This window comes from Microbacterium sp. LTA6 (assembly GCF_045690355.1).
Lineage (GTDB): Bacteria > Actinomycetota > Actinomycetes > Actinomycetales > Microbacteriaceae > Microbacterium.
In genome coordinates, this window is sequence record NZ_CP147855.1 from 1885084 (window position 1) to 1908989 (window position 23906).

The window sequence follows — 23906 nt, forward strand, 5'->3', positions numbered from 1 at the left end:
GGGTCGGTCGATGCAACTGATTCAGTCGTGAAAACTGGATGAGTGCTACAGAATTCGTAGCGCTCCGGATATGATGACGGTCATGCGCACAGAGCTTTCTTTGCAGAACTTCATCGGCGGCCGCTACGTCCCTGTGCACGGGGACGGCACGATGCCGCTCATCGACCCCGCGACCGAAGACGTGTACGGGACGCTCCCGGTCTCGGATCGCGACGACGTCGACACCGCGTACGCGGCAGCATCCGCCGCTTTTCCGCTCTGGCGCGACACGACGCCGGCAGACCGTCAGCTCGCGCTGTTCCGCATCGCTGACGAGATGCAGGACCGCGCGGAGGAGTTCGCCGATCTCGAGTCGCAGGACACCGGCAAGCCGCGGGCGACCCTGGTGGCCGATGAGATCATGCAGTCCGTCGATCAACTGCGGTTCTTCGCGGGTGCTGCCCGCAGTCTCGAGGGGAGAGCGGCGGGGGAGTACCTCGCCGGACACACCTCGTTCGTGCGCCGCGAGCCGATCGGCGTGATCGGGCAGGTCACTCCCTGGAACTACCCGCTGAACATGGCGGTCTGGAAGATCGCACCGGCGCTCGCCGCTGGCAACACGGTCGTGCTGAAGCCGGCAGAGTCGACCCCGCAGTCGACCCTGCTGCTGGCCGAGATCGTGGCGAAGCACACCCCGGCAGGAACGCTCAACGTCGTGCTCGGCGATCGCGACACCGGTGTGGCCCTGGTCGAGCATCCGACGCCGCAGATGGTCGCGATCACCGGGTCCGTGCGCGCCGGCATGGCCGTGGCGCGTTCGGCCGCGAACGATGTCAAGCGCGTGCACCTGGAACTCGGCGGCAAGGCGCCTGCGATCGTGTTCGCGGACGCCTCGATCGAGAAGGCGGTGGAGGGGATCATCACCGGTGCGTTCTTCAACGCTGGCCAGGACTGCACGGCCGCGACGCGCGTGCTGGTGCACGCGTCCGTGCACGATGAACTGGTGGAAGCGCTGGTGAAGAGGGCGCAGTCGGATGCTCGCACCGGCGGCCCGCACGAGGAGGGCGTGCTCTACGGCCCGCTCAGCAGTGCGGCGCAGCTCGCTCAGGTCTCCGGCTTCATCGAGCGGCTTCCCGCGCACGCGAAGATCGAGACCGGTGGTCGGCGGCAGGGCGATCGTGGGTACTTCTTCGAGGCGACGATCGTCTCGGGCGTGCGGCAGGACGACGAGGTCGTGCAGGGCGAAGTCTTCGGCCCTGTGCTCACCGTGCAGTCCTTCGAGACCGATGAAGAGGCATTGGAATTGGCGAACGACGTGGACTTCGCGCTCGCGTCATCCGTCTGGACCACCGATCATGCGCGGGCGATGCGCTTCTCCCGAGACCTCGACTTCGGGTGCGTCTGGATCAACACGCACATCCCGTTCGTCTCGGACATGCCGCACGGCGGCTTCAAGCACTCCGGGTACGGGAAGGACCTCTCGCAGTACGGATTCGACGACTACACGCGCATCAAACACGTGATGTCGGCGCTCGGCTGATCGGGGAACGGGGAACCGCCCGACGAAAGTCTGGCCACACGCGACGAAAGTCACGTGTCGGCGGAATGAGTCGCGGCAATAGAGTGACGCTGTCGTAAGCGTGCGCTGGGGAAGTTGCCGATCTACGGGAATGGCGTCCCCAATGAACGCCTACGAAAGAGGGCTCGTGCGCACACCCACCAAAGCCGCCGTTGTCGCTGCAACGACGGCTTTTCTCATCCCTGTATTCTCCTCACCCGCCTTCGCCGCCGACGACACCCCGATACTGCTCGGCACCAACACCTCGGCCGCGGCGGCTGCCGACGTCCTCACCGATCTGGCGGTGGCAGGCGGACAGGTCTACTCCAGCTACGGCGACTATGACGCCAACACCGGCCCGGTCGATCTCAACTCGCTCAACGTCACCACGGGTGCGCTGACGAAGCAGCTGACTCTGAACAGCGAGGAGCTGAAGGCACTCCGCGTCATCGACGGCAAGGTCTACGCCGCGGATGTCGACCCGAAGGCCGCGTGGACGGCCAACGTCGGGTACGCCACGAACGCCGGCGGATCCTGGACATATAACGCGGCCACCCCGTTCCAGCACGTCTTCGACATCGCGAAGAGCGGCAGCGAGATCTTCCTCGCCGGCAGCATCGTCAACCCGGATCCCGCGGTGTACGGGCCGACCCCTGACCTCGCCGTGATCAAGAAGAGCTCTGATGGCGGAAAGACCTGGTCGATCACCAAGGCGAGGTCGTCGGCCAGTGGTTCCAGTGCCTACGACCGCTACTACTGGCTGGCCAACGTCGGGGGGAAGATCGCGGCGATCGCGGAGGTCCGCGATGCGAGTGGCAACACGAACCGTGTGCTGGACGTGTACAGCGGCGGCCGATGGAGCACGATCGACCTGGGGCGCTTGTTCTCACTCGCACACCGGCACGAGCCGACCAAGTACGAGGTCCTCGGCAGCAGGATCATCCTGTCGGACAGCAACACCACCGGGTACATCGACCTGAACGCGAAGGGCAAGAACGGCGGAGTGCAGATGTCGAACCTCCCGGCATCCTTCGCCTCGCGCGACATCACCGTGCACAACGGGGTCGTCTATTCGGTCGGGAACTGGTTCGCCGGCACCGGCATCGACATGACGAAGAACGTCGTCTTCGCGACCAGGGACGGCGCGAACTGGACCCAGGTGGCGACTCCCGCCGTCATCCCCGCGACCACCTATTGGGATCACAACGGGGAGATGATCCCCGACTACGGCATGTACACGTCGATCGCCGTGGATGGCGCGACGATGTATCTCGGCGGAGATGACGCGAAGGTCTACAAGGTCAGCGCACCCGTGGTGCCCTGACGAGTTCCTTCACTCGACGGTGCTCGGCGAGCGCGACGTCGGGGCGCTCCTCGACCTTCGTCGCGCCGTCGGCGACCCAGCCGTGCGCTTCGTAGAACGCGTCGGCGCGAACGTTGCCGTCGAGCACCCAGAGGTAGGCGCGGGTGTGCCCGGCACCGGCGATGCGCTCCTCGGCTGCGGCGAGGAGCGCATGCCCGATGCCGGTGGACCACGCGGCGGGGTCTGCGTAGATTCCGTAGACCTCGCCATCCGCCGCGCCGTCTTGGTCGCGGCCGGATCCGAATGACGTCCAGCCGACGACCTCGCCATCGCGCTCCGCGACCAGGAGGGCGAGCGTCGTCGGCAGCGGCTCGGCGATGATGCTCCGCCAGCGATCGGCGCGATCGGCGACCGAGAGCTCGTCGAGCACCTTCTGGTCGATGAGCCCGAGGTAGGCGGCCTGCCAGGAGCGCACGTGCACGCCTGCGACGTCGTCGGCATCATCGATCAGAGCCTCGCGTATCACCAGCTGCGTCATCGCTTCAGGCTAGCGGCGAGGGCGGGAGGGGGCGGAGATGGCCGCCTCGCCGCGTCGGATGCGGCCGAGTGCGTCCCCTCTCGCGGGGGAGGTGTCGGAGATGGTCGCCTGACGGCGGGGGATGCGGCCGAGTGCGTCCCCTGCCAGCGGCTGGCCGGAGAACTCAACCGGCGTTGCGTCGGGCTTCCCAGCCGGTGCGCACCATCTCGTCGACCGTGTAGCGCATCGTCCAGTCCAAGTCGCGGGCGGCGAGTTCACCGGTCGCCACGATGCGGTCGGGGTCGCCGGCGCGGCGAGGGCCGATCTCGGGCGAGAAGTCGATGCCGGTGACGCGGACCATGGCATCCATGATCTGCTTCACGCTCAGGCCGTCGCCGGAGCCGAGGTTGTACGCGGCCTCGATCGCTTCACCGGCGGCAAGGCGCTTCGCGGCGGCGACGTGCGCCGCGGCGATGTCGCCGACGTGCACGTAGTCGCGCACGTTCGTGCCGTCTTCCGTGGCGTAGTCGTCGCCGTTGATCCGCGGGGTCTCGCCGGCGATCAGCTTCTCGAACACGATCGGGAACAGATTGTGCGGGCTCACGTCGTACACCGTCGGGTCGGCCGAGCCGACGACGTTGAAGTAGCGCAGAGACGTGTGCCGCAGCGGCTTCTCCGAGCCGGCGGTCGCGGTCGCCTGGTCACGCAGCAGCCATTCGCCGATGAGCTTGGATTCGCCGTACGGGCTCGCCGGCTTCTTCTCGGTCTCCTCGACGACGAGCGAGACATCGGGGGTGCCGAAGACAGCGGCGGATGACGAGAAGACGATGTTCGTCACGCCCGCAGCATCCATCGCCTCGAGGATCACGCGGGTGCCCTCGACGTTCTGCGCGTAGGTATGCAGCGGCCGCTGCACCGAGACTCCGGCGTACTTGAAGCCGGCGACGTGGATGACGCCCTGCGCGTCGTGGTCGCGGAGCGTCTTCTCGACGAGGTCGCGGTCGAGGATGCTGCCGTGCACGAACGGCACACCCTCAGGGACGAACGAGGCGACGCCGCTGGAGAGGTCGTCGAGGACGACGGGGGTGAGGCCGGCATCCGCGAGTGCGCGCACGACGTGCGCTCCGATGTAGCCGGCGCCGCCGGTGACGATCCAAGACATGTGTGTTCCTCTCATCGCGCTGGCGCGCGGTATTCAGTCTGTCAGGCGTCGCGGTGCGCGCCCGCGGAGGGGGTCACCGTGAAGATGTGCGGTTCGGAGAATCCGGATGCGGCGAACGCGGCGTTCACGGCATCGGACACCGATGCCACGGCGTCCTGCTCGACGAGCGCGATGGCCGCACCGCCGAAGCCGCCGCCGGTCATCCGCGCACCGAGCGCGCCGGCCGCCAGCGCGGCCTCGACCGCGGTGTCGAGCTCGGGCACCGAGATCTCGAAGTCGTCGCGCATCGAGACGTGCGAGGCGACCAGCAGATCGCCGATCGCGCGGGCACCCTCTGTGCGCAGCACCTCGACGGTGTCGAGCACGCGCTGGTTCTCGGTCACGATGTGGCGCACGCGGCGGAACGTGATGTCGTCCATGAGCTCCTGCGCGCGGGGGAGATCGTCGACGGACACGTCGCGCAGCGCGGCGACACCCATGATCGATGCGCCCAGCTCGCAGGACGCTCGGCGCTCGCCGTAGCCGCCGGTGGAGTGCGCGTGCTTCACCCGGGTGTCGATGACGAGGATCGCGAGGCCGGCCTCGGCGATGCCGACCGGCACCAGCTGCGCCTCCAGTGATCGGCAGTCGAGGAAGATCGCGGCATCCGGCTCACCGAGCATCGATGCCATCTGATCCATGATCCCGGTGGGCGCGCCGACCGCCTCGTTCTCCGCGCGACGACCGATGCGGGCAAGAGCCGTGCGATCGAGGTCGGCGTTCCAGAGGTCGTTCAGCGCGGATGCGGCGGCCCCCTCGATCGCGGCGGAGGAGGACAGCCCGGCGCCGACCGGTACATCCGAGGCGATCGCGATGTCGACACCGCTGCCGACGAGTCCGGTCTGCCGGAGCGCCCACGCGACGCCGAGCGGGTACGCCGCCCACTCCGGCACGGCCGGTTCGCGGCCGGTCGCTGTCGGGAAGATCTCGTCGAGATCGTCGAGCGCGACTTCGACCGGCTCCGCGGCGAACGTCGATGCGACGCGCACACGGCCTTTCCCGTCTTCGCGCCTGCCGACCGCGGCGACGGTACGGTGCGGAATCGCGAAGGGCAGCACGAAGCCGTCGTTGTAGTCGGTGTGCTCGCCGATGAGATTCACGCGACCCGGTGCCGACCAGAGGCCGTCCGGCTCGCGGCCGGTCAGGTCGGTGAAGAGGGTGCGTGCGGCGACCTGGGTGGCGTGATTCGACTCAGCCATCTCGTTTCCTTCGGTCGATCCGGTCGAGGGCTGCCGACGCATCATGCGGATGCCCTTTCGATGGCCTCGCGAATACGGGCGGCACCCTGTTCGGGGGCGACCTCGGCGGCCCAGGCCCACATCGCGGCCTCGGATCCGGCGAGGAATTTCAGCTTGTCGGCGGCGCGACGGGGGCTGGTGAGCTGCAGGTGCAGGCGCACGCTCTCGCGGCCGATGTGCACCGGCGCCTGATGCCAGGCGGCAATGTACGGGGTCGGGGTGTCGTAGAGGGCGTCAACACCGCGCAGCAGTTTCAGGTAGAGGGGGGCGAGTTCGTCGCGCTCCGCTTCCGTCGTCTCGGCGAAGTCGGGCACGTGGCGGTGCGGCATGAGGTGCACCTCGAGCGGCCAGCGGGCCGCGAAGGGGACGAACGCCGTCCAGTGCTCGCCCTGGAACACCACGCGCTCCGACCCCTGTTCGAACTCGAGGATGCGCTGGAACAGATCGGGCGCGGTGCGGTCGATGCTCTCCAATACCCGGGTGGTGCGCGGGGTGACATACGGATAGGCGTAGATCTGGCCGTGGGGGTGCGGGAGGGTCACGCCGATCGCCTCGCCGCGGTTCTCGAACGGGAAGATCTGCTCGATGCCGGGGAGGAGCGAGAGCGCGGCGGTGCGGTCGGCCCAGGCCTCGATCACGGTGCGGGCGCGGGTGACCGACTGGGTGCCGAAGGATCCTGCGTGCTCGGGGCTGAAGCACACGACCTCGCAGCGGCCGACCGAGGTGCGGGTGCGGCCGAGGCCCAGGGCCGCGAGATCATCGAGGCCTCGTGGCGGATTGCTCGCGCCCGGCGCGGTGCCGACGGCTTCGGCGAGGGCAGGGCCGAACGCGGGAGAGCGGTTCTCGAAGACGGCGACGTCATAGAGCGACGGCACCTCGGACGGGTTCGTCGGGGTCTGCGGCGCGAGCGGGTCGGCGTCGGCGCTGGGCATCATGACGCGGTTCTGGCGGTTCGCGGCGACCGTGATCCAGTCGCCGGTGAGCACGTCGAGGCGCATCGTCGCCGTCGCGGGCCGCGGGTCGAGGGTGCGGGCATCGACGGAACGCTCGGCGTCGAGCGTCGTGTCTGGGTCGTCGTAGTAGATGAGGTCGCGGCCGTCGGCCAGCACGGTGGCGCGCTTCGTGACGCCGGCGCTCAGTGCTTCGATTCGCGTCTGGGGGGATTCGTGCGTGTTCACGTAAACATGGTGACATAGCCTCCGTGGTAACGTCAACACGGAAAGGGGGATTGCGATGACCGCTGACGATCTCGCGCTCGGATCGGACCAGGCAGAGCCGACACCACGTCGCCGCCGCGGCTCGACCGGACGGGTCTCGATGGCCATGGTCGCCGCGCGTGCCGGGGTGTCGGGCCAGACCGTCTCCCGCGTCGTGAACGACAGCCCCCGCGTCGACCCCGAGACCCGTGCGCGCGTCGAGACCGCGATGGCCGAGCTCGATTATCGCCCGCACCGCGCCGCCCGCGCCCTGCGCACCGGTCGCTCCCAGACCATCGGTCTCGTCGTCACGACACTTGCCACCGTCGGCAACTCGCGCATGCTGCAGGCGACGGCCGAGGCCGCAGCCGAGCGGGGCTATGCACTCACTCTCGTCACCGCGTCGAACGGCGTCGCCGCCGCATTCGAGAGCCTCGCCGAACAGGAGGTCGATGGAGCGATCGTCCTGAACGAGGCCTCGGCCCAGGTCGCCACGGTCGAGCGCCCTCGTGGGCTGCGACTGGTCGTCGTGGACGCGGCTGTGGATGCCGGGTTCGTCTCCGTGCACAGCGATCATGCGGGCGGTGCGGCCGCCGCCACCGCGCATCTCCTCGCCCAGGGGCACGCCACGGTGCACCACGTCGCCGGCCCCGCCGACTCCTTCGCTGCGGCCGAGCGCGAGCGCGGCTGGCGCGAGACGCTCGTCGCCGCGGGGGCCGATGCGCCGGCTCCTGTTCGCGGCGACTGGAGCGCCGAGTCGGGGTACGCGGCCGGGATCGCCCTGGATGCGGCATCCGCCGTCTTCTGCGCCAACGATCAGATGGCTCTCGGCGTGCTGCGCGCTCTCGCGGACAGTGGTCGAAGGGTGCCGGAGGACGTCGCGGTGATCGGTTTCGACGACGTGCCGGATGCAGCGAACTACCGGCCGCCGCTGACCACGATCAGACAGGACTTCGCAGCCCTCGCGCACCGCGCCGTTGAGGCGCTCGTGGCAGAGATCGAGGGTGGCAGCGTGGCGGCAGGTCCCGTCATCGTGCCGACGTCCCTGATCGAACGCGCGAGCGTGCGCTGACGCCTCCTCGCCTCAGGCGGAGATCATGCACTCACTTGTCAGCGCGCCGGCGCCGTGGATTCGCGCGCATGCAGCGTCGGGCTCAGGATGACCCGGTGCACGGGGCGCGAGGGGTCGGCGAGGCGCCGAGCGAGCAGATCAACCGCCGCGGCGCCGACCGCACCGCGCGGAGGGCTGACCGCGGTGAGCGCCGGGGTGAACAGCTGGGCGACCTCATCGTCGTAGGCGATGACGGACAGGTCCTCCGGCACGGCGAGGCCGCGGTTGAGGGCGATGTCGATGAAGGCCATCGCCGCGGGGTCGGGGTGGATGAGCAGCCCGGTCGCCCCCTTCTCGAGCGCGGTGTCGATCGCGGCGTTCACGGCCGAGGTGAAGCCGGGGACGTTGCGATCGGGGATCAGGCTCTCGAAGTGGGCATCGGGACCCAGTTCGAGTTCCTCGCACGCGGCGGCCCACCCCTTCACGACCTTGCGGCCGGTGGGGGAGTCGCGCGAGACGATCAGGCCGAGCCGGCGGTGGCCCAGTTCCGCGAGGTGCCTGGCGGCGAGCACGGCGCCGAACGCGTGGTCGGTCGTGACGCTCTCGACGGGCTCTCGCCCCGGGAGCACGACCGCATCGCGCTCGACGAACACGCTGGGGATGTCGGAGGACGCGAGCCACTGCACCACGTCCTGCGCGTGGGCGGCGTCGGGGTTCGGGGCCACGATCAGGCCCCGGATGTCATCGGATGCCACGAGGCGCTCGAGGACCGGTCGCTCATCCTGCAGCTCGTACGAGGCTCCGCGGAGCACCAGGCGCAGGCCGCGGCGCTGCGCCTCGGCCTCCATGCCGCGGAAGACGCCGGGCCAGTAGTACGCGAGCGAGGGGACCAGCACGGCGATCGCCCCGCCGCTGACGGACTCCGTGGCCTCGACAGACACCGCGCCCGACGTGGGAACGGCTCCGCCGTGCACCCGCTCGAGGTGGCCTTCCTCCTCGAGCTGCTGCAGATCCCGGCGAAGAGTGACGGGGGCGACGCCGAGCTCCTCGGTGAGCTGCGAGACCCGTACGATCCCGTCGCGCACCAGGGCGGCGAGGATGTGCGCATGGCGCGCCGGCGCCAGGGGGACGTGCTGCTGATCGGTCATGGATTCAGCATAGCTGATCGAAAATGATCGAATGTGGATTAATTACGGGTTGTCTTGATCGAAACAGAATGATAATCTCCAAACGATCGCGAACGGAGAGAGTCCGACGGCGGTACCCGGAGCAGTATTCAAAGGAGAAGCCCGTGGCGTTCGAGCCCACCAGCGAAGCGGCGAAAAGTCACCGCAGCGATGCGGAATGGACCCGCGATGATCTGCTCGCCTACGCCGACGGGCTGCTGGCGGCCGTGCGCCCCTGGGCGTCCGAGACCGGCGCCCGCATCACGCTCCCCGGAGCATCCGGCGGCTACGGCGTCGACGTCGATGGGCTCGAGGGCTTCGTGCGCACCTTCCTGCTGGCCGGCTTCCGCATCGCCGGCGCCCGAGGTGAAGGAGTCGACGATCTCATCGACTTCTACTCGCGCGGCATTGTCGCCGGCGTCGATCCCGAGAACGAGGATCGCTGGGTACGCCTCGATGAGTATGCGCAGGCCAAGGTCGAAGCCGCCTCCATCGCGCTCATCCTCGACATGACCAGGCCGTGGATCTGGGATCGCCTCGACGCTCTCACCCGGCAACGCATGATCGACTACCTCTCGCCGGTCGTCGGTGACGAGACCTACCCCGGCAACAACTGGCTGTGGTTCCGGGTGGTCGTGCAGACCTTCCTGCGTTCGGTGGGCGGCCCGTGGTCGCAGGCCGACATCGACGACGATCTCGCCCGTCACGACTCCTACCTCCGTGAGAGCGGCTGGATCTCCGACGGAGACGAGCGCGCCTACGATCACTACGTCGGCTGGGCACTGCACCTCTATCCCGTGCTGTGGGCGCGGATGCAGGGCGCAGCCGAACTCGCGAACGGCCGCACGGCCGGAGATATCGCGCGTCTCGACGCCTTCCTGCAGGACGCGATCGCGATGGTCGGCGCCGACGGCTCGCCGCTCATCCAGGGTCGCAGCCTCGTCTACCGCTTCGCGGCGGCCGCGCCGTACTGGGCAGGCGTGATCGCGGAAGTGCCGTCGGTTCCGGCGGCGCAGCTGCGCCGTGCGGCATCCGGCATCGTCCGCCATTTCTCCGCCAACGGCGTGCCGAACGGCGAGGGGCTTCTCGACCTCGGCTGGCACTCAGAATGGCGCCGTCTCGCGCAGAACTACTCGGGCACCGGGTCGCCCTACTGGGCGGCCAAGGGGCTGCTCGGCATCGCCCTGCCCGAAGACCACCCCGTCTGGTCAGCGCCGCCCGTGCCGCTGCCCGCCGAGACCGCAGACACCCTGCGTATCGCCGTCGCTCCGGCGTGGATCATCTCGGCCACCGTCGATGACGGCATCGTGCGCGTCATCAACCACGGCGCCGACCACGCGCGGCCCGGCGACCTCGTCGGAGACTCACCCCTGTACGCCCGCCTCGGCTACTCCACCGCTGCGAGCCCGTTGCTGAACGGCGACGCCTGGGCCGAACCGCTCGAGCAGTCAGCCGCCCTGATCCACGCCGACGGCCGGGCGACGCACCGTGCCGGTATGCAGGTGCAGGGCATCCGGCTCGATGGCGGGGCGGCGATCGCCGGATCCCTGGCGAATGCGCACTGGATCGCTCCGGCAGCGACCCAGACCCGACATGGCTCGGGGATCGTCGGCTCCGTCGAGATCGCCGGTGCCGTCTCCACCTGGTCGATCGTGCGGGGAGCCTGGGAGGTGCGCCTGGTGCGCGTCGACGCCGTGGCAGCGGATGCCGCGCCGACCGTGCTGCGCATCGGCGGCTGGGCGATCGCAGCGGATGCCGTCGACGATCTGGTCTCCGCCGACAGCGCCGCAGCCGCGGCCGGTGGCCGTCACAGCACGATCGTCGCCCTCACCCCCGGAGGCGCGCCTGCCGTCGAGACCCGAAAGGATGCGAGCCCGCTCGGTGCTGCGGCATCCGTTCCTGTCATCACCTACCCGGTCGTGATCGGCGGGTGGATCGCCACCGCGGTGCACCTCTCCGATCACGCGCCGGTATCCGCCCCCTCCGTCCGGATCGACGGCGACGCCGTCGCCGTCACCTGGCCCGATTCCACCGCCACCGAACACCGGCTCGCCTGAGCCGGACACCCGACCCGTCCTGGGCACCCGCAATTGCAAAGGAGCAGTACCCACATGAACCGCAAGATCCTCGCCGCCGGCAGCATCGCCGCAGTCGCGGCCCTCGCCCTCGCCGGCTGTTCCGGCGGCACCGACGCCGCTGAGAGCACCGACCCCGATGCCCCCATCACCCTGACGCTGTCGGGCTGGAGCATCGAGACCACGCCCGAGTTCCAGACCCTCGCCGACGCGTTCACGAAGGAGCACCCGAACGTCACGATCGAGCTCAAGGAGTACGACGCCGCCGAGTACAACACGCTCGTCACTGCCGACCTCGCCGCCGGCTCAGGTCCCGACATCATCACGCAGAAAGAGGTCAAGTACGTCACCACCTTCCAGGAGGGCGGTCAGCTGCTCGACGTCTCCGATGTGAAGCTCCCCGACGGCATCAGCGGCGCCGACTCCTACAAGGTCGACGGCGCCTCGTACGCGGTGCCCTACCGCCAGGACTCCTGGGTGCTCTTCTACGACAAGGACCTGTTCGACGCCGCAGGCGTCGAACACCCCGACGGCTCGTGGACCTGGGATGACTACGCCGACGCCGCGAAGGCGCTGACCACCGACACTGTCAAGGGCGCCTACCTGCACCGCTGGCAGTCGACCGTGCAGGGCTTCGCGAACGCGCAGACCGGCACCAGCGTCCTCGACGGCGACTACGGCAATCTGAAGGACTACTACGACAACACGCTGGCGCTGCAGGATGCCGGCTACCAGGTCGACTTCAACACCTCGACCGCCAACCAGCTCACCTATCAGGGCGAGTTCGGCACCCAGAAGGCGGCGATGATGCTGATGGGCACCTGGTACACGGCGACCCTGATCGCCCAGCAGGCCTCGGGCGACGCGAACGACTTCGAGTGGGGCATCGCTCCCGCTCCGCAGCTCGACGCGAAGACCGCGGGCACCGACAACACCCCGGTGACCTACGGCGACCCGACCGGCTTCGGCATCAACGCGAACATCGACTCCGCGAAGGCCGACGCGGCCAAGCAGTTCCTCGAGTTCGCTGCGTCCGAGGACGGCGCCCAGGCGCTCGCCGCGATCGGAATCACCCCGGCGCTGACGAACGACGCCGTGGTCGACACCTACTTCTCGGTCGAGGGCGCTCCGTCCGACGAGCTGTCGAAGTTCGCCTGGTCGACCCACGAGGTGCTCCCCGAGAACCCGACGTCCAGCAAGACGGCAACGATCCAGGGCATCCTCGCCGACCTGCACACCGCCGTGATGTCCGGCTCGGCGGCGATCGGCGACGCGATCAAGACGGCCGAAGACCGCGTGAAGAACGAGGTCGGCTGACCCACTCGGGGGCCGGCCGCCGGCCGGCCCCCGACATCGCGCCCCGCGCCGCATCCAGGAGATGAGAGACATGACCACCACCGAGGCCCCGCCCCGCGGCACGGCCCCGCGGCCGGCCAAGCCGCCGAAGCCGCAGAAGCGCAGCTCGGCGCTGCGCCGCCGCAACGCCCTGATCGGCTGGAGCTTCATCCTGCCGAACTTCATCGGATTCGGGTTCCTCACCCTGCTGCCGGTGCTGATCCTCTTCTACATGGCGTTCACGAACTGGAACGTCTTCGGCAAGGCCGACTGGGTGGGACTGGCGAACTTCCAGCGCCTGATCGGCGATGGCAGCTTCCGCATCGCCTTCGGCAACACTCTCTACTACTCGGTGATGCACATCCCGCTGACGATCATCGTCTCGCTGGGGCTGGCGCTGCTGCTGAACAACAAGCTGCGCGGCGTCGCGTTCTTCCGCACCGCCGCTTTCTTCCCGTACATCACCTCGATCGTCGCGATCGCGGTCGTCTGGAACCTGCTCTTCAGCCCGGATTACGGGCCCATCAACGAGATCCTCCGCGCGATCGGCATCTCAGAGCCCCCCGGTTGGCTCACCTCGTCGGAGTGGGCGATGCCCGCCGTGGTCATCGTCAGCACCTGGCGAGACATGGGTTACTACATGATCCTGTTCCTCGCGGGGCTCCAGACGGTGCCGAGAGAACTGCACGAGGCCGCCAGGGTGGACGGCGCGAGCGTCTGGCAGCGCTTCGTGAACGTGACGCTGCCGTGCCTGCGGCCGACGATGTTCTTCGTCACCGTGATGCTCACCATCAACTCCTTCAAGATCTTCGACCTGATCCTCGTGATGACCGACGGCGGCCCCGGCCAGTCGACGCTCGTCCTGTCGCAGTTCATCTACAAGAAGGGCTTCGAGGAATCGCAGTTCGGCTATGCATCCGCCGCAGCCGTCGCGCTGTTCTTCCTCTGCATCATCGTCACCATCGGCCAGTTCCTCTGGAACAAGAAGCGGAGCGCATGATGACCGCGACCCAGGTCCTCGTCACCGGGGGCTCGCTGCGCAAACTCAGCGACCCCACCCCGGCCGGCCGCGTACGCACCCGCCGCACGGTCGGCCGCGTCATCGGCTACATCGCCCTGATCATCGCCGCGATCGGTCTGCTCGCCCCGTTCGCCTGGATGGTGATGAGCTCGCTGAAGAACGCCAACGAGGTGTTCTCCGTGCCGGTCGTCTGGGTGCCCGAGATCTTCGTGTGGCAGAACTACGTCGACATCTGGACGAAGTCGGACATGCTCGTCTGGATCCGCAACACCCTGTTCCTGGCCGTGAGCGTCACGTTCCTCCAGGTGCTCACCGGATCGTTCGCCGCCTACGGCTTCGCCCGCATCCGCTTCGCCGGCCGAGACATCCTGTTCCTCGCCTACATCGGCACGATCGCCGTGCCGTGGCAGTCGTACATGATCCCTCAGTTCATCCTGCTGTCGAACCTCAAGGTGTCGAACACCCTGTGGTCGATCATCCTGCTGCAGGCGTTCGGCGCCTTCGGCGTGTTCCTCATGAAGCAGTTCTACGAGACGATCCCCGAGGAGCTCAGCGAGGCTGCACGCCTGGACGGTCTCAGCGAGTACGGCATCTGGCGGCGCATCATGCTGCCGCTGTCGATCCCGGCGATCGCGAGCCTCACGCTGCTCACCTTCGTGAACACGTGGAACGACTACCTCGGACCGCTCATCTATCTGCGCAACCCCGACCTGTGGACGATCCAGCTCGGACTCAAGAGCTTCGTCTCGAACCTCTTCGACACGAACTACGCGCTGCTGTTCGCCGGCCTGACGATCTCGGTCCTGCCGATCGCGATCATCTTCCTGCTCGGCCAGAAGTACTTCGTCGAGGGCATCGCCACGAGCGGGATGAAGGGCTGACCGATGAAGCGCATCTCACACGACACCTGGGCGACGATCCTCGGCGTCGTCTACCTCGGCCTGATGTCGAACTTCCTCGTGCTCCTCACCGCGGCACCGCTGGTGGTGCTGCTGATCACCACCGACCCGGTGCTTTCCTGGCCACTGCTGGCTCTTGCGGTGCCCCTGGCTGCGCCGGCGCTCACGGGGGCGTTCGCCGCGTTCCGCGAATTCGGGCGCGGTGAGCCGCAGGTGGTGCGGTCGTTCTTCCGCGGCTGGAAGGCGACTTGGCGCAAGGGGATGCTGATCGGGGCCGCCGCCGCGGCATCCGTCGTCGTCCTGCTCGTCGACGTGCGCGCGGTGGCTGCGCTGCCGGCGTCCGTCGTCGTGGTCCCGGTTCTGGCCCTGCTCACCGTGGTCGCCGTCGCTACTGCGCTCGTCGCCCTCGCCGCGCTCGCCGAGGCACCGCAGGCACGGCTGCGTGACATCCTCAAGGCGGCGCTCTACCTGAGCGTGCGGCGCTGGTACCTGACGGCGCTGTCGTTCGCGGTTCTGGGGGTGCAGCTGGCGCTGTTCACCACGATGCCGGCGATCGCGATCGGCCTGACCTGCGCGCCGGCGCTGTACGTCGCGTGGGCGAACAGTCGTCACACGTTGCGCCCTGTTCTCGACCTCGAAGAGGTGCGGGCGTGAGGGTTCGCACCGCGATGAGCCCCGAGGTGTTCGAGTTGCTGTTCGACTCCGCCCGTCTCGAGCGGCTGCGCGCGCTGACCTCGTCGTCGCCGTGTCTGGCGATCGACGACGGCGATCTTGCAGACACCGAGATCCTGTTGACCTCGTGGGGGGCGCCCCGTCTCGACACCGAGCTGCTCGACCGCATGCCGCGGCTGCGCGCCGTGGTGCACGCCGCCGGGAGCGTCCAGGGGCTCGTCTCCGATGAGCTGTGGGAGCGCGGCATCACTGTGACCTCCGCGGCCGATGCCAACGCGGTGCCCGTTGCGGAGTACACGTTCGCCGCGATCATCCTCGCGTTCAAGCGTGCCTTCGTGCACATGCGCTCTCCCGCGGCGGTCCTCGGCTGGGGAGACCTGGTCGGTTCGCCGAAGTACGGCAGCGTCGGCAGGACGGTGGGCATCGTCGGCTTCTCGCGGATCGGGCGCCGGGTGGTGCGGATGCTGCGGCAGCTCGATGATGTGCGCATCCTCGTCGCCGACCCCTTCGTCGCGCCGGATGCCGTCGCGGCAGCGGGGGCGGAACTCGTCCCTCTCGAGTCGATGCTCGGACAGGTGGATGTGCTGTCGCTGCATGCTCCGGCCCTGCCGGAGACGCACCACATGATCGGCGGCACCGAGCTCGCCGCCCTGCGCGACGGTGCCACCGTGATCAACACGGCGCGCGGCTGGATCCTCGACCACGAGGCCCTCCTGCGGGAGTGCGCCTCCGGGCGGCTGGACGCCGTCCTCGACGTGACGGAGCCCGACCCCCTGCCGGCCGAATCGCCGTTGCGCGAGCTGACCAATGTGGCGCTGACCCCGCATATCGCCGGATCGATGGGCACCGAGGCGCGGCGGCTCGCAGACTCGGCCCTCGACGACATCGAGACCCTGCTCCGCGGCGGAATCCTGTCGCAGGTGATCACGCGGCCGGACATGGAGCTCAGCGCGTAGCGGCACATGGACGGACAGGATGAGGGCCCCGCTGGGCTGATCGAGCGCGGAGCGCTGCTGCGCATCTGGCAGTCGTCGCAGCCAGACGCCGCGCCGCATCTGGTGCCGAAGTCCTCCGATCGCGCCGCCTGGGAGTCGATCGACCAGGAGGCGCGAGCTCTCATCCTGTCGGCGGCCGACGCCGAGCGAGGCGAAGCTTGGCTCGTGCCTCGGCTCTCGCAGTGGTCGGACTTCGCACGGACCGGGGATCGCGGAGGCTACGAGGCGGTCGAATTCGCACACAAGCGGCGCATTCGACTGGCCGTCCTCGCCGCCGCGATCGACCCGTCACCGGCGCGTGTCATCGAGGCGGCCGACGGTCTGTGGACGCTCTGCGAGCAGTCGACCTGGTGCTGGCCTGCGCACGACGACTCGTTCTCGCGGGGGCTGCTCACCACCGACGTCGACCGCCCGTTCCTCGATCTGGGGGCGGGGGAGTGCGCGGCTCTCGCCGGATGGGCGGCCCTCATGCTCGGCGACGCCCTCGATATCGAGGTGCCGGGGCTGGTCCCGCGGCTGCGCGCCGAGGTCGAACGCCGCATCCTGTCGCCGCTGATGCAGCGCCGTGACTGGTGGTGGGAGAACCGCGAGATCAACAACTGGCTGGCGTGGATCGTCGGCAACGTCATCCCCGCGGTTGTCGCGTTCAGCGAGGGAGAGCACCGGGCTGGGCTGCTGGAGAGATGCGTCGACGGCATCGACCGGTACCTGTCGCATCTCCCGGCCGATGGCGGCATCGACGAGGGCTTCGCATACTGGTGGCAGGGTGCCGGTCGTGCCTTCGACGGCCTGGTGCTGCTCGACACGTTGTCCGGTGGCCTGATCAGGCCGGAGGCGGTCGACGGTGCGCTGGCCGGACTGCGCGAGCTCGCCCGCTTCCCCGAGAGGATGCTGCTCGGCGAGGATTGGGTCGCCAGTTACTCCGACGCGGAGGCGCGGATCGGAGCGGATACGCCCTGGTTCTCGCTGTTTCGCGCGGCCCACCTCTGCGGGCTCGAGGAGACCGCTGCGTTCGCGGCGGGCCGGAGGCGCGAGGGAAGGATCCTCGGGCTGGAGGCCGACACGGTCGGTGGAATCGGTCGCATGGTCGGCGAGTCGTTCGATGCCCGGTGGCGCACGACCCCGCCGGGCGGGGCACCCTATCCCCGCCTCGCCGAGTGGGATTCGATCGCGGTCGGCATCCGTCGCGAGCGCGAACGTGAATCCACCGGGCTCACCGTCATCGCGAAGGCGGGGCACAACGGCGAGAGCCACAACCACAACGATCTCGGATCCGTGTCCGTCGCGGTCGACGGGGTGCCGCTGCTCGCTGATCTCGGCCGTGGCGTCTACACCGCGACGACCTTCTCCGAGCAGCGGTACTCGCTGTGGCATCTGAGCAGCGAATGGCACAGCGTCCCGCATCCCTCCGGGCTCGAGCAGCTGCCCGGTCCGGAATGGGAGGCGCCGATGCGGCCTCTCGACGACGGCTGGTCGATCGACCTGACCGCCGCATACCCGTGGCCCGAGGGCGCCGAGCGCGAATGGACGAGGGAGATCCGCCTCCGCGACGGCGAGGTGATCATCCGCGACCGGGGAGTCGCCGTCGGCGCAGCGGGCACTCGCATCGCCGTCGTGTGCGCCGGTGTGCCCCAGCGAGTGGGCGACGGCATCCTCGTGCCCGGTCGGCACGCATCCCGTTCCCTTCTGCTGGTCCATGACCCCGCAGAGGTCGTGATCGAGACGCGGACCGTCGACGATCCCTATCTGCATCGGTCGTGGGGCGAGTTCATCTCGCGGATGGTGTTCGCTCCGGAGACGGCGGGCGGGCGGTGGGAGCTGCGAGGGAGCGTCGCATGATCGAGGGCGCGCAGGCGTCGAGCCTGGAAATCACCGGAAAGCGGCGGTGGCCGCCGCGAGCACCACGACGAGGGACGCTACTCCACAGGCGGTGAGGCCGATGGTGAGGGCCAGCGCGAGACTTCCGTCCGGAAGCCGCGCGCGATCACCCTGTTCGTCGAGAGCGGCAGACATCGCGCGGGAGCGGCGCCGCGAGGCGACCCACAGCGAGGTCGACAGCGCGACCCCTGCCGCGCCACCGAGCGTCCAGAGCGCATCGCCGAAGACCGCCGGCAGCAGCCTCATCGCCACGAGAGACGCAGCGCCAAGGGCGAGACACGTGCGTCGCCAGGCGAGTTCGGAGCGTTCGAGCTGCAGACCGGGATCGAACGGCGGCTTCATCGCAGCAGTGTCGCGAGCACGACGAGGATGCCGGATGCCGTGACGGCGACGCCGAGCAGGATTCCGAGCGGCGATCCGGGCAGCGGTGCATCCTCGCGCAGTGCGCGCTCGGTGCGGCCCCAGCCGAGCCATGCCAGGACGGGTGTGACCGCGCCGGCGATGACGAGGATCAGCGACGCGGCCAAGCGCAGCCGCGGTTCGAGGTCGAGGCCGAGCAGCTCCAACGCAACGCCGCCAGCGAGCAGCGCAAGGGATGTGCGGATCCAGGCGAGGAAGGTGCGTTCGTTGGCGAGCGTGAATCGTGCATCCGGTTCCCGCCCGTGGTCATAGACGTGCCGCGGGAAGCGGCGCCGGCGGCTCATCGTGCGACCGTCCGGAAACCGGCGTTGCCCATCGACGAATCCGGGGTGTTCCGGGAACGTGCCGAATTGCGATATCGGTTGCAGTACGAGTCATGGCAGAGATAGCTTCCGCCGCGCAGTACCCGTTCTGTGCCTGTCGAGGGGCCGGTGGGAGAGAACGAAGGGGAGTCTCGGTAGTAGCCCGCCGAGAACCAGTCCTGACACCACTCCCAGACGTTGCCGACCGCCTGGTGGAGTCCGTAACCGTTGGGCGCAAATGAGTCGGCCGGCGCGGTGGTGAGGTACCCGTCGTCGAGGGAGTTGTCGTGGGGGAATCGCCCCTGCCAGATGTTGGCCCGCCAGCCGCCGACATCCGGCGCGTCGTCGCCCCACGGATACGTGGCACCGTCCAGTCCGCCGCGCGCGGCGTACTCCCATTCGGCCTCGGTGGGAAGGCGACGGCCGGCCCATTCGCAGTACGCGATGGCATCGTTCCAGCTGATGTGCACGGCGGGATGCCTTCCGAAGTCGTCACCGTCGACGTCCGAGAGACGTCCGCCGGGATGCCGCCAATCCGCACCCTTGACCCCTACCCACCACGGCGAGCGAGCAGCCGGGCCCATGATGTCGCTCTCTGCTGCGGTGATCGCGAGGTGGAACACGGCGGAGTATCCGAAGACCTCGGCCTCCGTGCGGTACCCGGTCTCTTCGGCGAAGCGCGCGAAATCATCGTTGGTCACGGTCGTGGCGTCGATCGAGAACCCATCGAGGGTGATCGGATGCCGTGGCTCCTCGCCGTCGCCGTGATTGCCGTCGCCGGAGGAGTCGCCCATGAGGAATCGTCCCGGCGGAACCTCCGCCTGCAGCACCGCATGCGCGCCAGGGTCCGCGGTCGCGCTGAACTGGGGAGGGTCGACGTTGATCGACAGCAGCCGGCTGCGAGCTGGTGGCCCGCAGGTGCAGGATGCCCCGCAGTCGTTGGGGGTCTCGAGAGTCATCGCGGGACACCGTACCATTCGGCATCCCGGTCATTCGCGAGCACGATGGACTCCTGCCGGTTCAGATCGCGCTGGGGCGCGGCGGTCGTCGGGTGAGGTCGACCGGCATGTGGTGCGCGAGCACGGAGGTGCCGGCGGCGACGAGCTCGGAGATCTCGAGGATCTGCGTCGCATCGATGTTCGGCTCGCGGGTGAGGCAGGACTCCACGACCGAGGCCAGCAGGCCGGTCAGCATGTCCTCGTTCGCTTCGATCTCGAACGCGGTATCGCCTGCTGCGGTCCGTGCACGACCTCTCGTCCACGGGGTCCATTCCGCGGGTCCGCCGATCGTCGCGGTCCTCGAGCCCGGCCACACCATGCGCACGCCGCTGCCCGCGGGCTCGACGCGAGTGCACCCAGGCCCGAAGATCGCGACGGCCAGGTCCACCAGATGCACGCCGTACCACGCGAGCCCCGGATGCCCTGGCTGCTCGACCAGAGGCCCGGTGAGGTCGATCGATTCGATCTCCTGCGAGAGCAGGGTCTGGAACTTGGGCGTGAATCGCTTGGGCGAGCCGCTCAGCACGAGACAGCCCGATTCCTCCGCGAGCTGCAGCATCTGCTGGGCATCCTGCAACCCTGCGGCGAAGCGGGTGTCGACGTACACGGGCTTCCCGAAAGGCGCGACACGCGCGAACTGCTCACGACGAGTGCGCACGTCCGAGCTCACCAGTAGAAGCGCGTCGGACGCTTCGGCGACCGCCTCAGCGGAATCGCGCATCTCGACTCCTGTTGCCGCCAGCAAGGCGGCGTTCGCGTCGCTGCGGTCGCGGCTCGGCGGGAAGTCTGCGGAGACCGGACCCTGCCACGCCGTGGCGACCCGACCGCCTTCGACCCGACCGGTGCGGCCGTCGCCGAGAAGCCGAGTGAACTGGATGGCGTGCGATGAGTCGACGCCGATCAGGCCGAACCTGATCGGCTCCTGCGTGATCATCCCTTGATCCCGCTTGCGGTGATGCTCTCCACGATGTGACGCTGCAGGAAGATGAAGATCAGGAAGCAGGGGATGAAGCTGATCAGCGCGGCGGCCATGATGTTCGAGGTCGACACGGTCTCGGTGTTGAGGGTCGCCAGCCCGACGGTGAGCGTGCGGGCCTCGTCGGACTGGCCGACGACGAGCGGCCAGAGGAGGTCGTTCCAGTGCCAGAGGAAGACGAAGATCGCGAGAGTCGCCAGCACCGGCTTGAGCAGCGGCAGCACGATCGAGACGAACGTGCGCCATTCGCCGGCGCCGTCGATGCGTGCGGCGTCGAAGAGTTCATCGGGCATGTCGATGATGAACTGACGGATCAGGAAGACGGCCTGGGCGTTCGCGAGCGTCGGCAGGATGAGACCCCAGAGCGTGTTCACGCCTCCGGCGCCGGCGACCAGGATGAAGGTCGGGATGAGTGTTGCCTGCATCGGGACCATGAGCGTCGCGATGATCGACCACAGGAGCGCGCTGCGACCGGGGAATCGCTTCCTGGCGAGCGCATAAGCGGCCATCGATGCGGTGAACAGCACGATCACGACCGACACCACGGAGTACACGACCGAGTTCCAGACCCAGGTCGGGAACTCGCCGACGCGGAAGATGCGGAAGATGTTGTCGAGTGTCAGCGCCTCCGGGATCGCGTAGGGGATCGTCGGCGCGTCCGCCGGAGACAGCGCGAGGACCACGACGGCGATCAATGGGGCGACCGTGAACAACGAGATCGCGGTCAGCGCGATGACCGTCCACCGCTGGCCTGATCGCCGCCTGCGACGGGGGGCAACGGATGCTGCGCTGTGACCGCCGGAGTTCGGAGCGGCCACACGGGGGGCGAGTGCAGAGGTCATCACCGCTCCTTCCTTTCGAAGAATCCTCGCTGGATGAGCGAGAGGATGAGGACGATGGCGAACAGGACCATGCCGACGGCCGCCGCGTATCCGAAGTCGAAGAACTTGAAGCCCTGGTCGTAGAGGAAGTAGATGAGGCTGTAGCTCGCACGGGCGGGGCCGCCGCCTGTCATCACGTAGATCGTGTCGAAGACCTGGAATCCGACGATGGTCTCGATGACGAGGACGAAGAACACCACAGGTTTCAGCAGCGGCAGCGTGATGTGCCAGAACGTCTTCCACGGCCCCGCGCCGTCGATCGTCGCGGCCTCGTGCACTTCGGCCGGCTGGGCCTTGAGCCCCGCAAGGAAGATCAGCATCGAGTATCCGAACCCCTTCCAGACGGCCACCATCGCGAGGCTGGCAAGCACGAGCCACTGGTCGCCGGTGAGGAACGGCACAGGGTCGAGCCCGACCGAGGCGATCACGGCGTTGAGGGGGCCGTCGACGCCGAAGATCCACTTCCAGATGATGCCGGCCATCACGAACGAACTGAGGTACGGCACGAACAGCAGGGCCCGGAACAAGCCGCTCATCCGCACCAGACGGTTGAGGAGCACCGCACCGGCGAGAGAGATGATCATGATCAGTGGAACGAAGATGACGACGTAGACGAGAGTCACCCAGAGGCTCTGCCAGAAATGCGGGTCGGCGAAGAGTCGGGTGTAGTTCTCGGCGCCGAGAAACTCGATGTCACCGTTCAGGCGGTATCTGGTCAGGCTCATGGCTCCTGCGCCCGCGATGGGGAGGAACTTGAAGAGCGCGAAGATGACCAGCGTCGGCAGGATGAAGAGCACCCCGGCCCAGGCCTCGCGGCGGCGCGTGGCTCGGCCCGCGATGAGGCGTGCATCCGACGCTCGTCGTGATGTGGTGCTGACGGACATGTCGTTCCTCTCAGAGGATGTGCGGTGCGGGGGACGAACCCCCGCACCGGTCGGGTCAGGAGCGGTCGAGAGCTGCCTGCGCCTCGGCGGCGGCCTTCTCGAGAGCCTCCTCGGCGGAGATGTCGCCGCGCAGAGCGGCCTGGATGTAGGGCGCGAGGACGGCCATGACCTGGCGTGCTGCCGGGTTGGGCTCTCCGGGGTTCGCCACCTCGAGGGCCGCCTCGTACGCGGCCCTGTCGGCTTCGGCGCCGGCGATCTCGACGTCGGTGCGGGTCGGGAAGTTCCCGGCCGTCGCGTTCAACTCGGTCTGGAAGTCAGCCGACGTGAGGAACGAGAGCACCTCGTAGGCAGCCGCCCGGTTCTCCTTCTTGTTGATCGAAGTGAGCGACAGCAGGCCGGGGTTCCCGTAGGTCGCCTGCGCCTCGCCCTTCAGCGGCGGGCCCACCACCACGGCGTCCTCGCCGAGCGCGGCCCGCATTTGGGCGAGCTCGGCCGGCGACGTGGTGGAACGGATGCCGACCTTGCCGGCGGCGACGGGGGAGCCTTCGATGCCGGTGGTCTGGGTGGCTGCATCCGCAGGAATGCCGCCTTCCTTCTTCAGGTCGACCAGGAATTCGAGCGCCTCGACGCCCTCCTTCGAGTCGAACGCGATCTCGGTGCCGTCCTCGGAGAAGACGGTGCCGCCCGCCTGCCACAGCAGCGGATAGAAGGTGAGGTTGAGGGTCTGCTCGGGTGAGCCCACGTAGTCGAGCACGGCGGCGCCGCTCTCGGCGAGCACGGGCGCGGCATCGCGGATGTCGTCCCAGGTCTTCGGCAGATCGAGACCGGCATCCTCGAACAGAGCCTTGTTGTAGGCCGTGGTGAAGACGTTCTGGAACAGCGGAACACCGTACAGCTCGTCCTCGAACGTCGCGGCATCCAGCGTCGCCGGGTAGAAGACGTCGCGCTCGGCAGCGATCGCGTCGTCGACGGGGAGCAGGCCGCCGACATTGAGGTACGTCGCCGCCTGGTCCGGCGTGATCAGAACGATGTCGGGGCCGGAGTTGGCGGCGAGAGCAGCCGAGATCTGCTCGTCCCGCTTGTCGAACGTCTGCAGCTCGATGGTGAGATCGATCGAGGGATTGGCCTTCTCGAAGGACGCTTCGGTGTCCTCCCAGAAGCTCTTGCTGGCCGCTTCGTCGCGGATGACCGGGTACATCCACAGCGTCACTTCGCCCTTCGCCTCGCCGTCGACGGGCTTCTCTGTCTCCGCAGAGGGAGAGGAACAGGCGGTGAGTGCCAGAAGGGCGACGCCGGTGAGGGCGGTGGCTCGTACGATGCGGTGCGTCATTGCAGTGATCTTTCTCTCAGGGGTGTGTTGC

At 68.4% G+C, this 23906-nt stretch carries 22 protein-coding genes; 10 read left to right on the plus strand and 12 right to left on the minus strand.

Features of this window, described 5'->3' with window-relative positions:
• The first annotated feature begins 82 nt into the window (after positions 1-82).
• Positions 83-1519 (plus strand): gamma-aminobutyraldehyde dehydrogenase, encoded by a 1437-nt coding sequence (locus tag LTA6_RS08840; protein ID WP_341977561.1) that lies wholly within the window; start codon positions 83-85, stop codon positions 1517-1519.
• Positions 1520-1661: 142 nt separating this feature from the next.
• Positions 1662-2861: a hypothetical protein gene (locus LTA6_RS08845; protein ID WP_341977563.1), complete on the plus strand. Its 1200-nt coding sequence runs from the start codon at positions 1662-1664 to the stop codon at positions 2859-2861.
• Here the strand turns inward: LTA6_RS08845 and LTA6_RS08850 are convergent.
• The 4 genes from LTA6_RS08850 to galT all read right to left on the minus strand — a co-directional run bounded on the left by LTA6_RS08850 (position 2839) and on the right by galT (position 6974).
• Entirely contained in the window at positions 2839-3378 is a 540-nt protein-coding gene (locus LTA6_RS08850; RefSeq protein WP_341977565.1) for a GNAT family N-acetyltransferase, read from the minus strand. The genes LTA6_RS08845 and LTA6_RS08850 overlap by 23 nt on opposite strands.
• A gap of 163 nt (positions 3379-3541) precedes the next feature.
• Positions 3542-4519, minus strand: a complete 978-nt coding sequence (galE, locus tag LTA6_RS08855) for a UDP-glucose 4-epimerase GalE (protein ID WP_341977567.1) — start codon at positions 4517-4519, stop codon at positions 3542-3544.
• 41 nt (positions 4520-4560) lie between these two features.
• Positions 4561-5757 carry a galactokinase gene (galK, locus tag LTA6_RS08860; RefSeq protein ID WP_407359195.1) on the minus strand — a complete coding sequence of 399 codons (1197 nt, stop codon included), beginning with the start codon at positions 5755-5757 and terminating at the stop codon, positions 4561-4563.
• Positions 5758-5798: 41 nt separating this feature from the next.
• The gene (galT, locus tag LTA6_RS08865; RefSeq protein WP_407359196.1) at positions 5799-6974 is read right to left on the minus strand and encodes a galactose-1-phosphate uridylyltransferase; all 1176 of its coding nucleotides are present in this window, start codon (positions 6972-6974) and stop codon (positions 5799-5801) included.
• A gap of 139 nt (positions 6975-7113) precedes the next feature.
• Here galT and LTA6_RS08870 point away from each other — a divergent pair, with 139 nt between their 5' ends.
• Complete coding sequence (locus LTA6_RS08870) at positions 7114-8064, plus strand: LacI family DNA-binding transcriptional regulator (RefSeq protein ID WP_407359262.1); 951 nt, start codon at positions 7114-7116, stop codon at positions 8062-8064.
• A 38-nt stretch (positions 8065-8102) separates the two neighbouring features.
• On the opposite strand, the gene LTA6_RS08875 is transcribed toward LTA6_RS08870, so the two are convergent.
• Positions 8103-9191, minus strand: a complete 1089-nt coding sequence (locus LTA6_RS08875; RefSeq protein ID WP_407359197.1) for a substrate-binding domain-containing protein — start codon at positions 9189-9191, stop codon at positions 8103-8105.
• Between the two features lie 143 nt (positions 9192-9334).
• Between LTA6_RS08875 and LTA6_RS08880 the strand changes: the two genes are divergently transcribed.
• The 7 genes from LTA6_RS08880 to LTA6_RS08910 all read left to right on the plus strand — a co-directional run bounded on the left by LTA6_RS08880 (position 9335) and on the right by LTA6_RS08910 (position 18045).
• Complete coding sequence (locus LTA6_RS08880; protein WP_407359198.1) at positions 9335-11266, plus strand: DUF2264 domain-containing protein; 1932 nt, start codon at positions 9335-9337, stop codon at positions 11264-11266.
• Between the two features lie 54 nt (positions 11267-11320).
• Positions 11321-12601: an ABC transporter substrate-binding protein gene (locus LTA6_RS08885; RefSeq protein ID WP_407359199.1), complete on the plus strand. Its 1281-nt coding sequence runs from the start codon at positions 11321-11323 to the stop codon at positions 12599-12601.
• Between the two features lie 70 nt (positions 12602-12671).
• A complete protein-coding gene (locus LTA6_RS08890; RefSeq protein ID WP_363548944.1) occupies positions 12672-13619 on the plus strand; it encodes a sugar ABC transporter permease in 948 nt (315 codons plus the stop codon).
• Positions 13616-14521 carry a carbohydrate ABC transporter permease gene (locus LTA6_RS08895; protein ID WP_407359200.1) on the plus strand — a complete coding sequence of 302 codons (906 nt, stop codon included), beginning with the start codon at positions 13616-13618 and terminating at the stop codon, positions 14519-14521. The genes LTA6_RS08890 and LTA6_RS08895 overlap by 4 nt, the downstream gene beginning before the upstream one ends.
• A gap of 3 nt (positions 14522-14524) precedes the next feature.
• The gene (locus tag LTA6_RS08900; RefSeq protein ID WP_407359201.1) at positions 14525-15193 is read left to right on the plus strand and encodes a DUF624 domain-containing protein; all 669 of its coding nucleotides are present in this window, start codon (positions 14525-14527) and stop codon (positions 15191-15193) included.
• The gene (locus LTA6_RS08905) at positions 15190-16167 is read left to right on the plus strand and encodes a hydroxyacid dehydrogenase (protein ID WP_407359202.1); all 978 of its coding nucleotides are present in this window, start codon (positions 15190-15192) and stop codon (positions 16165-16167) included. Before LTA6_RS08900 ends, LTA6_RS08905 begins: the two co-directional genes overlap by 4 nt.
• Before the next feature lie 6 nt (positions 16168-16173).
• Complete coding sequence (locus LTA6_RS08910) at positions 16174-18045, plus strand: hypothetical protein (protein WP_407359203.1); 1872 nt, start codon at positions 16174-16176, stop codon at positions 18043-18045.
• A gap of 30 nt (positions 18046-18075) precedes the next feature.
• Here LTA6_RS08910 and LTA6_RS08915 read toward each other — a convergent pair whose 3' ends face one another.
• The 7 genes from LTA6_RS08915 to LTA6_RS08945 form a co-directional block, all read right to left on the minus strand.
• Entirely contained in the window at positions 18076-18426 is a 351-nt protein-coding gene (locus tag LTA6_RS08915; RefSeq protein ID WP_407359204.1) for a DUF202 domain-containing protein, read from the minus strand.
• The gene (locus LTA6_RS08920; RefSeq protein ID WP_407359205.1) at positions 18423-18788 is read right to left on the minus strand and encodes a YidH family protein; all 366 of its coding nucleotides are present in this window, start codon (positions 18786-18788) and stop codon (positions 18423-18425) included. Before LTA6_RS08920 ends, LTA6_RS08915 begins: the two co-directional genes overlap by 4 nt.
• Positions 18785-19765 (minus strand): formylglycine-generating enzyme family protein, encoded by a 981-nt coding sequence (locus LTA6_RS08925; protein WP_407359206.1) that lies wholly within the window; start codon positions 19763-19765, stop codon positions 18785-18787. The genes LTA6_RS08920 and LTA6_RS08925 overlap by 4 nt, the downstream gene beginning before the upstream one ends.
• A gap of 61 nt (positions 19766-19826) precedes the next feature.
• The gene (locus LTA6_RS08930) at positions 19827-20738 is read right to left on the minus strand and encodes a gfo/Idh/MocA family oxidoreductase (RefSeq protein ID WP_407359207.1); all 912 of its coding nucleotides are present in this window, start codon (positions 20736-20738) and stop codon (positions 19827-19829) included.
• The gene (locus LTA6_RS08935) at positions 20735-21622 is read right to left on the minus strand and encodes a carbohydrate ABC transporter permease (protein ID WP_407359208.1); all 888 of its coding nucleotides are present in this window, start codon (positions 21620-21622) and stop codon (positions 20735-20737) included. The genes LTA6_RS08930 and LTA6_RS08935 overlap by 4 nt, the downstream gene beginning before the upstream one ends.
• Positions 21622-22545: a sugar ABC transporter permease gene (locus LTA6_RS08940; RefSeq protein ID WP_341977598.1), complete on the minus strand. Its 924-nt coding sequence runs from the start codon at positions 22543-22545 to the stop codon at positions 21622-21624. The genes LTA6_RS08935 and LTA6_RS08940 overlap by 1 nt, the downstream gene beginning before the upstream one ends.
• Before the next feature lie 55 nt (positions 22546-22600).
• Entirely contained in the window at positions 22601-23875 is a 1275-nt protein-coding gene (locus LTA6_RS08945) for an ABC transporter substrate-binding protein (protein ID WP_407359209.1), read from the minus strand.
• Between the last annotated feature and the right edge of the window lie 31 nt (positions 23876-23906).